At 61.2% G+C, this 14,261-nt stretch carries 13 protein-coding genes and 1 pseudogene; 6 read left to right on the top strand and 8 right to left on the bottom strand.

Annotated elements, in window-relative coordinates:
* Positions 1 to 39: 39 nt before the first annotated feature.
* The 5 genes from serC (at position 40) to rpsA (ending at position 7,074) form a co-directional block, all read left to right on the top strand.
* Positions 40 to 1,122 (top strand): 3-phosphoserine/phosphohydroxythreonine transaminase, encoded by a 1,083-nt coding sequence (serC, locus tag DOM32_RS12985; RefSeq protein WP_071232850.1) that lies wholly within the window; start codon positions 40 to 42, stop codon positions 1,120 to 1,122.
* A gap of 34 nt (positions 1,123 to 1,156) precedes the next feature.
* On the top strand, positions 1,157 to 2,257 hold the full coding sequence (gene pheA / locus DOM32_RS12980) for a prephenate dehydratase (protein WP_110635145.1): 1,101 nt from the start codon (positions 1,157 to 1,159) through the stop codon (positions 2,255 to 2,257).
* Positions 2,258 to 2,315: 58 nt separating this feature from the next.
* The gene (locus DOM32_RS12975; RefSeq protein ID WP_110635142.1) at positions 2,316 to 4,496 is read left to right on the top strand and encodes a bifunctional prephenate dehydrogenase/3-phosphoshikimate 1-carboxyvinyltransferase; all 2,181 of its coding nucleotides are present in this window, start codon (positions 2,316 to 2,318) and stop codon (positions 4,494 to 4,496) included.
* Positions 4,493 to 5,173: a (d)CMP kinase gene (gene cmk / locus DOM32_RS12970; protein ID WP_110635139.1), complete on the top strand. Its 681-nt coding sequence runs from the start codon at positions 4,493 to 4,495 to the stop codon at positions 5,171 to 5,173. Before DOM32_RS12975 ends, cmk begins: the two co-directional genes overlap by 4 nt.
* A gap of 224 nt (positions 5,174 to 5,397) precedes the next feature.
* Positions 5,398 to 7,074: a 30S ribosomal protein S1 gene (gene rpsA, locus DOM32_RS12965; protein WP_071232846.1), complete on the top strand. Its 1,677-nt coding sequence runs from the start codon at positions 5,398 to 5,400 to the stop codon at positions 7,072 to 7,074.
* 222 nt (positions 7,075 to 7,296) lie between these two features.
* On the opposite strand, the gene DOM32_RS12960 is transcribed toward rpsA, so the two are convergent.
* The 5 genes from DOM32_RS12960 to DOM32_RS12940 form a co-directional block, all read right to left on the bottom strand.
* The gene (locus DOM32_RS12960) at positions 7,297 to 8,025 is read right to left on the bottom strand and encodes an RNA methyltransferase (protein ID WP_110635137.1); all 729 of its coding nucleotides are present in this window, start codon (positions 8,023 to 8,025) and stop codon (positions 7,297 to 7,299) included.
* A gap of 180 nt (positions 8,026 to 8,205) precedes the next feature.
* Complete coding sequence (groL, locus tag DOM32_RS12955; protein ID WP_071232844.1) at positions 8,206 to 9,846, bottom strand: chaperonin GroEL; 1,641 nt, start codon at positions 9,844 to 9,846, stop codon at positions 8,206 to 8,208.
* A gap of 59 nt (positions 9,847 to 9,905) precedes the next feature.
* Positions 9,906 to 10,199: a co-chaperone GroES gene (locus DOM32_RS12950; protein ID WP_071232843.1), complete on the bottom strand. Its 294-nt coding sequence runs from the start codon at positions 10,197 to 10,199 to the stop codon at positions 9,906 to 9,908.
* A gap of 204 nt (positions 10,200 to 10,403) precedes the next feature.
* Positions 10,404 to 10,886: an FxsA family protein gene (locus DOM32_RS12945; RefSeq protein ID WP_110635134.1), complete on the bottom strand. Its 483-nt coding sequence runs from the start codon at positions 10,884 to 10,886 to the stop codon at positions 10,404 to 10,406.
* Positions 10,887 to 10,986: 100 nt separating this feature from the next.
* Positions 10,987 to 11,250, bottom strand: a complete 264-nt coding sequence (locus DOM32_RS12940) for a ComEA family DNA-binding protein (protein ID WP_110635132.1) — start codon at positions 11,248 to 11,250, stop codon at positions 10,987 to 10,989.
* 230 nt (positions 11,251 to 11,480) lie between these two features.
* Here DOM32_RS12940 and pyrF point away from each other — a divergent pair, with 230 nt between their 5' ends.
* The gene (pyrF, locus tag DOM32_RS12935) at positions 11,481 to 12,185 is read left to right on the top strand and encodes an orotidine-5'-phosphate decarboxylase (RefSeq protein ID WP_110635129.1); all 705 of its coding nucleotides are present in this window, start codon (positions 11,481 to 11,483) and stop codon (positions 12,183 to 12,185) included.
* Between the two features lie 5 nt (positions 12,186 to 12,190).
* Here pyrF and lapB read toward each other — a convergent pair whose 3' ends face one another.
* From lapB to DOM32_RS12920, 3 genes and pseudogenes are all read right to left on the bottom strand, one after another.
* Positions 12,191 to 13,378 carry a lipopolysaccharide assembly protein LapB gene (lapB, locus tag DOM32_RS12930; protein ID WP_110635126.1) on the bottom strand — a complete coding sequence of 396 codons (1,188 nt, stop codon included), beginning with the start codon at positions 13,376 to 13,378 and terminating at the stop codon, positions 12,191 to 12,193.
* Positions 13,379 to 13,684 carry a LapA family protein gene (locus DOM32_RS12925; protein WP_071232838.1) on the bottom strand — a complete coding sequence of 102 codons (306 nt, stop codon included), beginning with the start codon at positions 13,682 to 13,684 and terminating at the stop codon, positions 13,379 to 13,381. It lies immediately after the preceding gene.
* 96 nt (positions 13,685 to 13,780) lie between these two features.
* A pseudogene (locus DOM32_RS12920) lies at positions 13,781 to 14,089 on the bottom strand (integration host factor subunit beta); the annotation flags it as partial.
* Positions 14,090 to 14,261: the final 172 nt, after the last annotated feature.

Raw genomic sequence — 14,261 nt, 5'->3', positions numbered from 1 at the left:
GTAAGTGGCTTTTAGGCTTTGAATCGGGAAACCTTGACGATGACACGTCTGCATAATTTCTGTGCTGGCCCGGCGGCGATGCCGACCGCCGTTCTGGAACGCGCTCGCGAAGAGTTGCTCGACTACCGGGGCCAGGGGCTGTCGGTGATGGAGATGAGCCATCGCAGCCCGACGTTCGAAGCAATCGCCGCTCAGGCCGAGCAGGACCTGCGCGATCTGCTGGCGATTCCTGACAACTACCGCGTGCTGTTCATGCAGGGCGGCGCCACCATGCAGTTCGCCTGCGTGCCGCTCAATCTGCTGGGGCAGGGCGGTACGCCCAACTATCTGGATACCGGCATCTGGTCGACCAAGGCGATCAAGGAAGCGGATCATCTCGCCGCCTCCCATATCGCCGGATCGACACGCGGCAACGGTTACGTGCATGTGCCGCGCCCCGACGAGATTGCGCTCTCGAACGATGCCGCCTATCTGCACTACTGCCATAACGAGACCATCGGCGGACTGGCGTACGATTACACGCCGGAAGTCTCCGTACCGCTGGTGTGCGACATGTCGTCGTCGATCCTGTCGGCGCCGCTGGACGTGAGTCGCTATGGCGTCATCTATGCCGGGGCGCAGAAGAACATCGGCCCTGCCGGTATCACCGTGGTCATCGTTCGCGACGACCTGCTCGAGCGCGCTCTGCCGCAGACGCCGTCGCTGCTGGGGTGGAAGGTCTACGCCGACAACGACTCGATGATCAATACGCCGCCCACCTACGCCTGGTATCTGGCCGGCCTGGTATTTCAATGGCTCAAGCAGGATATCGGTGGCCTGGCCGAGATGGAGGCGATCAACCGTCGCAAATGCGAGGCGCTCTATTCGACGATCGATGACAGCGACTTCTATGCCAACCCGATCGACCCGACCAACCGCTCGATCATGAACGTGCCGTTCACGCTGGCGGACGAGTCGCTGAATTCGGTCTTTCTCAGCGAGGCCGAGTCGGAAGGGTTGCTGAACCTCAAGGGGCACCGCAGCGTCGGCGGCATGCGTGCGAGCCTCTACAATGCGGTCAGCGAAGCCGACGTGCAGGCGCTGACCACGTTCATGCGGGATTTCGAGCGCCGCCGCGGTTAAGCGGGGCGTCACCCACCTCCTTCAGGATATGGTCATGAGTGACTCCTCGAATTCGCCGCTGGACCTTGCAGCCCTGCGGCAACGTATCGACACCATCGACAGCGAACTGCTGCGGCTGATCAGCGAGCGCGCCGATTGCGCCCAGCAGGTCGCCCACGTCAAGACGGCGGATGATCCGAACGCCGTGTTCTATCGCCCGGAACGCGAGGCCCAGGTTCTGCGCCGGGTGATGGAAAACAACCCCGGGCCGCTGCACAGCGAGGAAATGGCGCGCCTGTTCCGCGAGATCATGTCGGCCTGTCTGGCGCTGGAAAAGCCGATCAAGGTGGCTTATCTCGGCCCGGAGGGGACCTTTACCCAGCAGGCAGCGCTCAAGCATTTCGGGCACAGTGCGATCAGCCTGCCGATGGCCGCGATCGACGAAGTGTTCCGCGAGGTCGAGGCGGGCGCGGTCAACTACGGCGTGGTGCCGGTGGAGAACTCCACCGAGGGCGTGGTCAACAACACGCTGGATTCGTTCATGGATTCCGGCCTGCATATCAGCGGCGAGGTGGTGCTGCGTATTCATCATCACCTGCTGATGTCGAGCGTCACGCGCCAGGACAAGATTTCGCGCATCTACTCGCATCCGCAATCCTTCGCCCAGTGTCGCAAGTGGCTGGACGCGCACTATCCGCACGCCGAGCGTGTGGCGGTATCCTCCAACGCGGAGGCCGCGCGGCTGGTCAAGACCGAATGGCACAGCGCCGCCATCGCGGGCGATATGGCCGCCCAGCTCTACGGGCTCGACCACGTCGCCGAGAAGATCGAGGATCGGCCGGACAACTCCACGCGGTTTTTGATCATCGGCAATGAGTTGGTCCCGCCATCCGGCACCGACAAGACTTCCATCGTGGTCGCCATGCGTAACGAGCCGGGCGCGCTGCACGATCTGCTCGAGCCGTTCCATCGCCACCGTGTCGACATGACGCGGCTGGAAACGCGTCCGTCCCGTACCGGGGCCTGGAACTACGTGTTCTTCATCGACTTCAAGGGACATGTCGACCAGCCCGAGATCGCCCGTGTGCTGGATGAAGTGCGCAACTGTGCCCAGGACATGAAAGTGCTGGGCTCCTACCCGGTAGGTGTGCTGTAAGGTGCGGGCCGGAGATACGCCAACAGGAGAGGCGACGCTGCTGATCGTGGGGCTGGGCATGATCGGAGGTTCGCTGGCCGCGGCGCTCAAGGCCAACGGCTATACCGGGCGCATCCTGGCTTGTGACCGGGATCGGGACGAGATCGCGACCGGACTCGAGCTGGGCGTGATCGACGAGGGCGGTGGCGAACTGGCGCCGCTGGTCGCTCGGAGCGACATCATCGTGCTGGCGGTGCCGGTGCTGGCCATGAAACAGGTCTTCGCGCAGCTGTCGCCGTTGATCGACGAGCAGATCCTGACCGATGTCGGCAGTACCAAGCGTCGCGTCTGCGATGCCGCACGGGAAGCCTTCGGCCATCTGCCGACCAATTTCGTTCCTGGCCATCCCATCGCCGGCTCCGAGAAAAGTGGCGTGGCTGCGGCCAATCCGGCGCTCTATCGTCATCACAAGGTCATCCTGACCCCGGAGGCTGACACGGCACCGGCCGCTGTCGCTGCGGTGCGTGCGCTATGGCAACGCTGCGGAGCCGACGTGCTGGAAATGCCGGTGGATCGCCACGATCAGGTTCTGGCGAGGACCAGCCACCTGCCGCACCTGCTGGCGTTTTCGCTGGTCGATACGCTGGCACGGCAGGACGAACGTCTGGAGATCTTTCGCTATGCCGCCGGCGGGTTTCGCGACTTTACCCGAATCGCCGGCAGTGACCCGGTCATGTGGCGCGATATCTTCACTGCCAATCGCGGCGCGTTGCTGGCGGCGCTGGATGATTTCGAAGCCGGTCTCGCCCGGCTGCGAACGGCGATAGAGCAGGGCGACAGCGACGCCATGCTGGGTACGTTCGACCGTGCCAGTCACGCCAGACACTATTTTGAAACGCTGTTGAATCAGACGAGTTATCAGACCATGGAAGCACGACAGGTTCAGTACCGGGTGTCGCCCGGCGGTTCGGTCAGTGGCCGGATTCGCGTTCCCGGCGACAAGTCTATCTCTCACCGCTCGATCATGCTCGGCGCACTGGCCAGTGGTGTCACCGAGGTCAAGGGCTTTCTCGAGGGCGAGGATAGCCTGGCAACGCTGCAAGCCTTCCGTGACATGGGGGTCGCCATCGAGGGCCCGCACCAGGGCAGAGTGACGATCCATGGCGTGGGCCTGCACGGACTGAAAAAGCCGGCGGGGCCGATCTACGTGGGCAATTCGGGCACTGCCATGCGTCTGTTTGCCGGTCTCCTGGCGGGCCAGGCCTTCGATACCGAGCTGACCGGCGATGCCTCGTTGACCAAGCGACCGATGGCGCGGGTGGCCGATCCGCTGCGCCTGATGGGCGCGAAGATCGATACCGCCGAAGGTGGCCGCCCGCCGTTGAAGATCCATGGCGGTCAGCCATTGAAAGGCATTCACTACGACATGCCGATGGCCAGCGCCCAGGTCAAATCCTGCCTGCTGCTGGCGGGTCTCTATGCCGAAGGTGAAACGCGCGTGCGCGAGCCGGCGCCGACGCGTGACCATACCGAACGCATGCTCAACGGCTTCGGCTACAAGGTCGTCCGCGACGGCGATCTGGCGACGCTGCAGGGTGGAGGCGAACTGACCAGTGCGCCCATCGATGTGCCGTCGGACATCTCTTCCGCCACTTTCTTCCTGGTGGCGGCGGCCATTACGCCAGGGTCGGATCTCGTGCTCGAGCATGTCGGGGTCAATCCGACGCGTATCGGCGTCATCAACATTCTCAAGGCGATGGGTGCCGATCTGCGGCTGGAGAATCCGCGCGAGGTCGGTGGCGAGCCGGTCGCCGACCTGCATATCCGCTATGCACCGCTGAAGGGTATCGATATTCCCGTCGATCAGGTGCCGCTGGCGATCGACGAATTTCCGGCGCTGTTCGTCGCCGCAGCCAATGCCGAGGGCACGACGCGGCTGCGCGGCGCCGAAGAGCTTCGCGTCAAGGAGTCCGACCGGATCCAGGCGATGGCCGATGGACTTACCATTCTCGGCGTCGAGACGACGGTCTACGAAGACGGCATCGATGTCGTCGGCCGGGCTGGCGATGGTGCCAGCTACGGTGGCGGACAGGTGGATAGCCTGGGCGATCACCGTATCGCCATGGCTTTCGCCGTTGCCGCATTGCGCGCCAGCGAGCCGGTAGTGATCGATGATTGTGCCAACGTAGCGACATCCTTCCCGGGTTTCGTCGCGCTGGCCAACAAGGTGGGGCTGGAACTGACGGAGGCATCGACATGACCCAGCTGGCACCGGTTCTGACCATCGACGGTCCGGGGGGTGCCGGGAAGGGCACGATCAGCCGGATGATCGCCGAGCACATGGGATGGCATCTACTGGACAGCGGGGCGCTCTATCGTTTGACGGCGCTGTCGGCATTGCGCCATGGGATCGCTGTCGATGATGCGCAGGCGCTCTCCGAGCAGGCCCAGAATCTCGATGTAGTGTTCGCGGTCGAGAATGGCGCGATGCAGATCCTGCTGGAAGGCGACGACGTGACCACGGCGATTCGCAGCGAGGGAGTCGGCAACGCCGCCTCCCAGGTCGCGGCGCTACCACCGGTGCGTGATGCGTTGCTGCAGCGTCAGCGCGATTTTCATCAGGCACCGGGCCTGGTGGCCGATGGCCGCGATATGGGGACGGTGGTCTTTCCCGATGCGCCGCTCAAGATCTATCTCACTGCCTCCGCCGAAGAGCGTGCCAGGCGGCGCCTGCTGCAATTGCAGCAGGCGGGTGAAGATGCTAGACTCTCGACCCTTTTGGAAGAAATCAAAGCGCGCGATGCGCGTGACATGCAGCGCGCCGTGGCCCCGCTCAAACCCGCCGCAGATGCGGTAGAGCTGGACACGACGCAGCTGGATATACCGGAAGTCGTGGAGCGTATCGAGACGCTGCTCGCCGAACGAAACCTGGTCTAGCGCCTTTTCTGGTCTGACTGCCGGTTCGTGGCAAAAGCCGACGACGCACTTCCGCTACCGGGGACCCTGGCAAGATGTCATGACGTGCAATGATCCGACTGACAAGTCGTTGCAGGTCGAACCAGCGCCAACATCCCCAGGGATATGTCGATAAGGCCCGTGCTCGCTGGTGGTACGGAGGAAGACGGTATGACCGTCATCAACGTTGATCACGTAGGAATCACATGAGCGAAAGCTTTGCTGAGTTGTTTGAACAGTCTCTCCAGGACATCAACATGGAACCCGGTGCCATCGTCATGGCAACCGTGGTTGACATCGAAGGCGACTGGATCACCGTCAACGCCGGGTTGAAGTCCGAAGGACAGATCCCCGTCGCGCAGTTCCGCGACGACAATGGCGAGATGACCATCGCGATCGGTGATGAAGTCAAGGTCGCGCTGGAAGCCGTGGAAGATGGCTTCGGCGAGACCCGCCTGTCACGCGAGAAGGCCAAGCGTGCCGAAGCGTGGAAGGAACTGGAAGCGGCCTTCGAGAAGGACGAGATCGTCAAGGGCGTGATCAACGGTAAGGTCAAAGGCGGTTTCACCGTCGATGTCGCCTCCATCCGTGCCTTCCTGCCGGGCTCGCTGGTCGACGTGCGTCCGGTCCGCGATACCGCGCACCTGGAGCACAAAGAGCTGGACTTCAAGGTCATCAAGCTCGATCCGAAGCGCAACAACGTCGTCGTTTCCCGCCGTGCCGTTCTCGAAGCCGAGAACAGTGCCGAGCGTGAAGCGCTGCTCGCCACCCTGCAGGAAGGCCAGCAGATCAACGGTATCGTCAAGAACCTGACCGACTACGGCGCGTTCGTGGATCTCGGTGGCGTCGACGGCCTGCTGCACATCACCGACATGGCCTGGAAGCGTATCAAGCATCCGAGCGAAATCGTGGCCGTTGGCGACGAGATCAATGTCAAGGTGCTGAAGTTCGACCGCGAGCGCAACCGCGTATCGCTGGGTCTGAAGCAGCTGGGCGAAGATCCGTGGGTCAACATCGTCGACCGCTATCCGGAAGGCATGAAAGTCAACGCCCGCGTCACCAATCTGACCGACTACGGCTGCTTTGCCGAGCTGGAAGAGGGTGTCGAAGGTCTGGTTCACGTTTCCGAAATGGACTGGACCAACAAGAACATCCATCCGTCCAAGGTGGTTCAGGTCGGTGACGAAGTCGAAGTCATGGTTCTGGACATCGACGAAGAGCGCCGCCGTATTTCCCTGGGTATCAAGCAGTGCACCACCAACCCGTGGGAAGACTTCAGCGCTCGTTACAACAAGGGCGACCGCGTTGCCGGTACCATCAAGTCGATCACCGACTTCGGTATCTTCATCGGTCTGGAAGGCGGCATCGACGGCCTGGTTCACCTCTCCGACATCTCCTGGAGCGAGACCGGCGAAGAAGCTGTTCGCCAGTTCAAGAAGGGCGACGAGGCGGAAGCAGTCATCCTCTCGATCGATCCGGAGCGCGAGCGCATCTCGCTGGGCATCAAGCAGCTCGAGTCCGATCCGGTCTCCGAGTTCCTGGCCGTCAACGACAAGGGCTCCATCGTCACGGGCCGTATCGTCGAAGTCGACGCCAAGGAAGCTCATGTCGAGCTGGCGACTGACGTCGTGGCCGTGCTCAAGGCTTCCGAGATCAGCGCTGACCGCGTCGAAGACGCTCGCAACGTGCTGAACGAAGGCGACAGCGTCGAAGCCAAGATCGTCAACGTCGATCGCAAGAGCCGCGTCATCAACCTGTCCATCAAGGCGAAGGATCAGGTCGAGCCGCGTCGCAGCACTGGCGGCAAGCGGGATCAGGAAGCCGAGCCGAACGGCCCGACTACCATCGGTGATCTGATCAAGCAGCAGATGGGTCAGGATTGATTCTCCGAATCCGTTCTCTCCCATGAAAAACAGCGCCTCCGGGCGCTGTTTTTTTATGGGCGCTTTTTGTATAAGGCGCTGTTTTTATGGAGCGCTGCTTTTATAGTTTTACAGAGAGTCTTCTTATAGAAAGCTTTCTTATAGAAAGCCTTCAGCGCTTCCGATACAGATACCTACCGAGCACTCGTCGTGATAGTAGCCGAAGACCTTTGTCGCCGGGCTTCATTCGGATGGGTTGCGGCTCTCCAGGGCATTGAGTACCCCGCGGAGAATCGATAGCTCCTTGCGGCTGGGTTCGGCGCGAGCGAACAGGGCGCGTAGATGCGCTTCGGTCTTGGCGTGAGGCTGCGTCAGAAATCCGGCGCTATCCAGGGCGCGATGAAGGTGATCGTAGAAGTATTCCAGCTGTTCCACCGTCGGGTAGGGGCCATTGGCTCTGTGGGGTTGCTGGGCTGCTTCCTCGGTTCGAGACTGTCGGAACGTTTCGTAGGCGACGATCTGCACAGCCTGGGAGAGATTGAGCACGCCATAGTCCGGGTTGGCAGGAATGTTCAACTGGTGGGTGCAGTGGCTGATTTCCTCGTTGGTCAGTCCGTAGCGCTCGCGGCCGAAAACGATGGCAACCGGCCCTTCCGGCAATCGCTGCCAGAGTTCGGCGGCCATTCGATTCGGGGCGTGATAGCAAGGCAGTGGCAGGCTGCGCAGGCGGGCGCTGGCGCCGATTACCTGAACGCAATCACCGATGGCCTCGGAGAGAGAATCGACGACACGACAGTCGTCGAGGAGGTCGGTGGCGCCAGCAGCGAGACGAGTGGCCTCCTCATCGGGAAACTGGCGTGGTGCGACCAGTACCAGATCGCTCAAACCCATGGTCTTCATGGCGCGCGCGCTGGCACCGATATTGCCAGGATGATAGGTCTGGACGAGAACGATGCGAATGCGATTCAGCATGCGCGAAAAACTCCTGCAGGCAAAAGAATAAGGCAAGGCGTGATGACCAAGGCGTAACGACATAGCCCCGAACGCTTGACGCTTGGCTCGAAAACAAAAAAGCCCCGCCAATGGCGGGGCTTTCCATGATACCTGAACCTTTCGATAGTCTGAAAAATCAGGTGATGGCGGGGCGATGATTTACATCATGCCGCCCATGCCACCCATACCGCCCATGTCCGGTGCGCCGCCTGCCGGTGCATCTTCCGGATCTTCGGCCACCATGGCTTCGGTGGTGATCATCAGGCCGGCAACGGAAGCTGCGGACTGCAGTGCGGTACGCGTGACCTTGGCCGGATCGAGAACGCCCATTTCGAACAGGTCGCCGTATTCGCCAGTCTGCGCGTTATAGCCGAAGTTGCCTTCGCCATCCTTGACGCGGTTGACGACGACAGAAGCTTCTTCGCCAGCGTTGGTCACGATCTGGCGCAGCGGCGCTTCCATGGCGCGCAGTGCAATGGCGATACCATGAGTCTGGTCTTCGTTGTCGCCGGTCAGGCCCTGGATCAGCGTCAGGACGCGAACCATGGCGGTACCGCCACCAGGCACGACACCTTCTTCGACAGCGGCGCGAGTCGAGTGCAGCGCGTCTTCGACGCGAGCCTTCTTCTCTTTCATCTCGAATTCGGTCGCCGCACCCACGCGGATGACCGCAACGCCGCCTGCCAGCTTGGCAACACGCTCTTGCAGCTTTTCGCGATCGTAATCGGAAGAGGTTTCTTCGATCTGGGCACGAATCTGGGCGACACGGGCTTCGATGTCGGACTCGACGCCAGCACCATCGATGATGGTGGTGTTTTCCTTGGACATGGTGATGCGCTTGGCGCTGCCCAGGTGGTCGAGGTTGGCCTGCTCGAGGCTCAGACCGACTTCTTCGGAAATCACGGTGCCACCGGTCAGGATGGCGATGTCCTGCAGCATGGCCTTGCGACGATCGCCGAAGCCAGGCGCCTTGGCCGCAGCGACCTTGACGATGCCGCGCATGTTGTTGACGACCAGTGTTGCCAGCGCTTCGCCTTCGATATCTTCAGCGATGATGGCCAGCGGCTTGCCTGCCTTCGCGACGGCTTCCAGAACCGGCAGCAGCTCGCGAATGTTGGAAACCTTCTTGTCGACCAGCAGCAGGTACGGATCTTCGAGCTCGACCGCCATCGTGTCCTGGTTGGTCACGAAGTAGGGAGACAGGTAGCCGCGATCGAACTGCATGCCTTCGACGACTTCCAGCTCGTCTTCGAAGCCGCGACCTTCGTCGACGGTGATGACGCCTTCCTTGCCGACTTTTTCCATCGCTTCCGCGATGATCTCGCCGATGCGAGCATCACCGTTGGCGGAGATCGTGCCGACCTGAGCGATAGCCTTGGAGTCGGTGCACGGTACGGAGAGCGACTGGATGTGCTTGACGGCCTCGACGACAGCCTTGTCGATGCCGCGCTTCAGATCCATCGGGTTCATGCCGGCAGCAACGCCCTTCAGGCCTTCGTTGACGATGGCCTGTGCCAGGACGGTTGCGGTGGTGGTGCCATCACCGGCAGCGTCGGAGGTCTTGGAAGCGACTTCCTTGACCATCTGTGCGCCCATGTTTTCGAACTTGTCCTTCAGTTCGATTTCCTTGGCGACAGAAACGCCGTCCTTGGTCACGGTCGGTGAGCCGAAGGATTTTTCCAGAACGACATTGCGGCCTTTCGGGCCCAGCGTGGCCTTGACGGCATCAGCGAGAACGTTGACGCCACGCGCCATGCGCTTGCGAGCATCATCAGAGAACTTGACTTGTTTAGCTGCCATTGTTCGATCTTCCTAATGTAATACGTGAAATCGTAATGAAGCGTCGAGCGATGCGACGATTAGCCTTCGACGACGGCCAGAATGTCGCTTTCGCTCATGATCAGGACTTCTTCACCGTCGACCTTCTGCTTCTCGACGCCGAAACCTTCCTTGAAAATCACGGTATCGCCAACTTTGACGTCCAGTGCGCGGACTTCGCCGCTTTCGAGGATGCGACCGTTGCCCACGGCCAGGACCTCACCGCGGGTCGGCTTTTCCTGGGCACTGCCCGGAAGCACGATGCCGCCAGCAGTTTTCTGCTCTTCTTCTTTGCGACGTACGATGACGCGATCGTGCAAGGGACGGATTTTCATTGCTCACGTTCTCCTGATGGTTGCATGTTGCAAATGCACGTTCCCACATGAGCGAGGCTCAAGGGGTGAAGGCTTAGCCTTCCGGTTAATGGGCCTGATGGCCTAAAGCTATCGCTGTTGCCTTGATTGGGCCTTGCCGGTCGGTTTCAAGGGGCGGGCCAAAAATTTTCTCGCCTGGTGTCGTCTGTGTGGCAGACGATCGGATCAGCGATCCTTGCCCAGATACTCCCCTTCGATCGGCGTGCTCCCGTGTCGAGCTTGGTCATCGTGGGAAGCGCTCTCGGATCTGCGCCGACCAACGTCCCAGTCGCCGGGAATGTCCTGTCCGCTCCCGCCAGCATGTCGCGTGCCGCGCCCGGACCACCGGCGCATCAACTGGCTGCTGCCGGGGAGCAGGCATAGTAGGCCCACGATGTCCGAAAGAAAACCGGGCGCTATCAACAGGATGCCGGCGAGCAGGAACGAGGCGCCGGCCATCAGTTCGTCAGAGGGAATCTGGCCCGCGGCCATGCGCTCACGAGCTCTCTGAAGCGTAAGCAGGCTCTCGCGGCGAATGAGATGAATACCGAAAGCGGCACTCACGATGATCCATGCCAGACTTGCCAGCAGACCGATCTTGGCGCCAAGGGTGAACAGCAAGGCGAAATCCGCAATAGCGAAAAGCGCCAGTAGGAATAGCAGGGGCATGGTGTCTCCGTCGTTGACGCTGCCTGTTCAGCCAAGATGGAGACGATCGACAGGATTACAAGTATTGACGTTCCGGGGCCGTCGGCGACCCCGGAGACGATTACAGCGTCGCTTCTTCGGCCAGATTGCTGACGGTTGTCTCACCGATGCCGTCGACGCGAGTCAGGTCCTCGAGGCTCTTGTAATCGCCGTTGGCCTCCCGGTCATCGACGATGGCTTGTGCCTTGACTTCGCCGATGCCGGGGAGGGTAGCCAATTCTTCTGCCGACGCTTCGTTGATATTGATCGGGGTGGCCTGCGCCAGTGCGGGGAGGGCGCTGAAGCTGAGAAGCGAGAAGAGTGCTGCGTGAATCAAAGTCTTCATATCGATTTCCTTGATCGGAACAGGAAGGTGGATGAAGGCCGGTAATGCTCCTGGCCGGTCTTCATTCTGTGTATCGACGGCTGTTCCAAGGAATTAATGGGTAAATATCGCAGATTGTCGTAAGACAATGGCTACATGCCGGCGCCAGGCGGCGCTTCGGTTCGCTTCTGCCCCCGCAGATGCCTTCCATTCGGTATACTCCGCTCGAACTCGAATGCCGGAGACGATTCATGCCTTCCCCGAACTCGCCGCTCATCATTGCGCTCGACTATTCCGACCTGTCGCAGGCGTTGCCCTTGGTCGATGCGCTCGACCCGGCCCGTTGCCGCGTCAAGATCGGCAAGGAGCTATTTACTCGAGCGGGGCCGGCGGCCGTCGAGGCCATGCATCAACGGGGGTTCGAGGTCTTTCTCGATCTCAAGTTTCACGATATTCCCAATACTGTGGCCGGTGCCGTCGAGGCGGCGGCGGATCTGGGGGTATGGATGGTCAATGTCCATGCCTCCGGTGGCCGTAGAATGATGGAGGCGAGTGCCGAGCGGCTGGCGCAGCGAGGGCTGAAAACTCATCTCATCGCGGTCACCGTGCTGACCAGCATGTCGGACGACGAGCTGCAGGAGATAGGCGTATCGGGCGACGCGCTGGCTCAGGTCGAACGGCTGGCCAGACTGACACGGGAGAGCGGGCTGGATGGCGTCGTCTGCTCGGCACGTGAAAGCGCGAGGCTGACGGAACTCTGTGGCGAGGCCTTTTTCAAGGTGACGCCGGGGATCCGTCCCGCGACGGCCGAGCAGGGGGATCAGCGACGCGTAATGACGCCGGAGGCCGCGATGGCTGCCGGCAGTACGCATCTGGTCATTGGTCGGGCGATCACTCAGGCAGTAGACCCGATGTCAGCGCTGACGGAGATCGAGCGTTCACTCTCTTGGCAGTAGCGTGATCATTCGCCTTCCAGACCGGCAACCGGCTTGGTGGTGCCCCAACTGCGGCAACGAGGGCACTGCCAATGCAATTGTTCGGTACCGAAACCACAGCGTTGGCAGCGGTGGCGAGGCCGGATGCTCAGCAACTGGCGGGTGTGTTGCTTGAGCAGCTCCAGGCGATCGCGCTCTGCAGGATCGCTGTCGTCGAGATAGAGATCCATCAGATAGTCGATCCCGCGCAGGCTGGGATGCTCGCGCAATTGATCGCTGACGAAGGCGCAGGCGATATCGGCGCCTTGTCGTTGTCTCAGTGTGTCCGCCGCCATCATGACTACCGTGGTCTGCGGATTGTGCTGCAATTGCCTTTCCAGAAACTGCCACCAGCCGTTGTCGTCGTCGAGCAGGCGATACGCATCTCGCAACGGCTCAAGCACGATGGCGGTGAAGCTGGCGTCCTGTTCGGGGACGCGCTGCCAGAACCGCGCTGCATCACGATACTGGCCGATGTCCCATTCGAGCTGGCCCAGCATCCAGTTGGCCCGAACGCAGCGGTCATCGATACCCAGAGCCTGCTTCAACGCCTTGCGTGCCAAGGATGGGCTGCTGTTGTTGCGATGCTGGCTCGCCAGTTCGCAATGCCAGTGCGCGGCGGCTCGACGGATATCGGCATCCTGGCGCACCAGCTGTGGCTGGGCGGTCTCCAGAGCTTGTGCCCACTCCTTTTCTCGCTCGAACAGATCGACCAGCAGGCGTTTGGCGGCGAGCTTCTGCGAGTCGTCGACATGGCTTTTCTGCAGGGCCAGCAACAGCCGTTCCGCCCTGTCCAGCAGGCCGAGATTGAGAAAGTCGCGGGAGAGTTCGAGCTGTACCTGCCCGCTCTGAGAGGGCGTCAGGGCAGGGCGGGCGAGAAGATTCTGATGGATGCGCACCGCCCGATCGGCTTCTCCCCGTGAGCGATAGAGGTTGCCTAGCGCGATGTGCGTTTCGACCGTGTCGCTATTGACTTCCAGGGCCTGCGTAAAAGTCTCTATCGCGCGATCGGGCTGCTCGTTGAGCAGGTAATTCAGGCCGACGAAGTAGTCCCTCGGCAACGAACCGCGCGGCGGCTGTGGACGAGACCGGAACCGGCCGGACTCCCATCGCCCCAGAAACCAGCCGATGGCGATGGCTGCCACCAGCAACGCCAGTAGCAGAACATCGCTCATTCAGGGGCTTTCCTTGAACTCCTGCGTCCGGAGACGATCGAGTTCCTTGCGTTGTTGCTGATTATGACGTTGCGCCCGGGTCAGTAGGGTTCGCAGCCGCAGATACATGCCGGTCATGGCGAGCATGCCGAGGATGACGCCGCAGGCGAGAGCGACCAGAAGCCACAACGACAGCGAAGCCGGGGGCAGCTGTACCCAGATCAGATCCAGAGGCAGCGGCTGCTGGTTATTGACGGCAAACAGAATGCCCAGCAGCAACACGACGATCAAGATGATGGCGAGAATGACGCCTTTGAGCCAGCGCATAGGTTTTCCTGGTGACGCACCGCCGACGGCTCATGCCGTCGTTACATATTGCGGTGGCAGCCGCCGACTCTGCGCCGGCTGCAGTGACTGGGAAGATCAATAGCCGAGCGCGCGGCTGGCATTGACCTGTTCGCGTAGTTCCTTTCCCGGTTTGAAATGCGGGACGTACTTTCCGTCGAGATCGACGGGGGCGCCGGTCTTTGGGTTGCGTCCGGTGCGGGGCTCGCGAAAATGCAGGGAAAAACTGCCGAATCCGCGAATTTCGACGCGCCCGCCCTCTGCCAGGGCGTTGGTGATGTCGTCAAGGATGACACGCACCGCGGCTTCGACCTCCTTCGCCGACAGTTCCGACCGGCGGGCGGCAATCTGCTCGATCAATTCAGACTTGGTCATCGACATTCTCCGTAAGGCCTCGGCCTGGCGGTGGGAGACCGCACAATGGGCGTCCGACGTCTGTTATTGTCGTCTCAGCATACTTCGCAACTTTCGAGAAAACAACGCATTAGCCGGTCACCGCGCGTTCCCGAATAGTGGTGGGGGATTCCCTTGGGTATAATGCAGCGCGACACATTCATTC

The sequence above is a fragment of the Salinicola salarius genome (assembly GCF_003206135.1).
Taxonomy (GTDB): Bacteria; Pseudomonadota; Gammaproteobacteria; order Pseudomonadales; family Halomonadaceae; genus Salinicola; species Salinicola salarius.
The sequence above is the reverse complement of the archived record's forward strand: the minus strand, read 5'-3'. Positions and strand labels throughout refer to the sequence as shown.

Excerpts from the sequence above, each read along its gene's own strand:
- serC (WP_071232850.1), top strand. The coding sequence starts at position 40 with ATGACACGTCTGCATAATTTCTGTGCTGGCCCGGCGGCGATGCCGACC.
- pheA (WP_110635145.1), top strand. The coding sequence starts at position 1,157 with ATGAGTGACTCCTCGAATTCGCCGCTGGACCTTGCAGCCCTGCGGCAA.
- DOM32_RS12975 (WP_110635142.1), top strand. The coding sequence starts at position 2,316 with ATGATCGGAGGTTCGCTGGCCGCGGCGCTCAAGGCCAACGGCTATACC.
- cmk (WP_110635139.1), top strand. The coding sequence starts at position 4,493 with ATGACCCAGCTGGCACCGGTTCTGACCATCGACGGTCCGGGGGGTGCC.
- rpsA (WP_071232846.1), top strand. The coding sequence starts at position 5,398 with ATGAGCGAAAGCTTTGCTGAGTTGTTTGAACAGTCTCTCCAGGACATC.
- DOM32_RS12960 (WP_110635137.1), bottom strand. The coding sequence starts at position 8,025 with ATGCTGAATCGCATTCGCATCGTTCTCGTCCAGACCTATCATCCTGGC.
- groL (WP_071232844.1), bottom strand. The coding sequence starts at position 9,846 with ATGGCAGCTAAACAAGTCAAGTTCTCTGATGATGCTCGCAAGCGCATG.
- DOM32_RS12950 (WP_071232843.1), bottom strand. The coding sequence starts at position 10,199 with ATGAAAATCCGTCCCTTGCACGATCGCGTCATCGTACGTCGCAAAGAA.
- DOM32_RS12945 (WP_110635134.1), bottom strand. The coding sequence starts at position 10,886 with ATGCCCCTGCTATTCCTACTGGCGCTTTTCGCTATTGCGGATTTCGCC.
- DOM32_RS12940 (WP_110635132.1), bottom strand. The coding sequence starts at position 11,250 with ATGAAGACTTTGATTCACGCAGCACTCTTCTCGCTTCTCAGCTTCAGC.
- pyrF (WP_110635129.1), top strand. The coding sequence starts at position 11,481 with ATGCCTTCCCCGAACTCGCCGCTCATCATTGCGCTCGACTATTCCGAC.
- lapB (WP_110635126.1), bottom strand. The coding sequence starts at position 13,378 with ATGAGCGATGTTCTGCTACTGGCGTTGCTGGTGGCAGCCATCGCCATC.
- DOM32_RS12925 (WP_071232838.1), bottom strand. The coding sequence starts at position 13,684 with ATGCGCTGGCTCAAAGGCGTCATTCTCGCCATCATCTTGATCGTCGTG.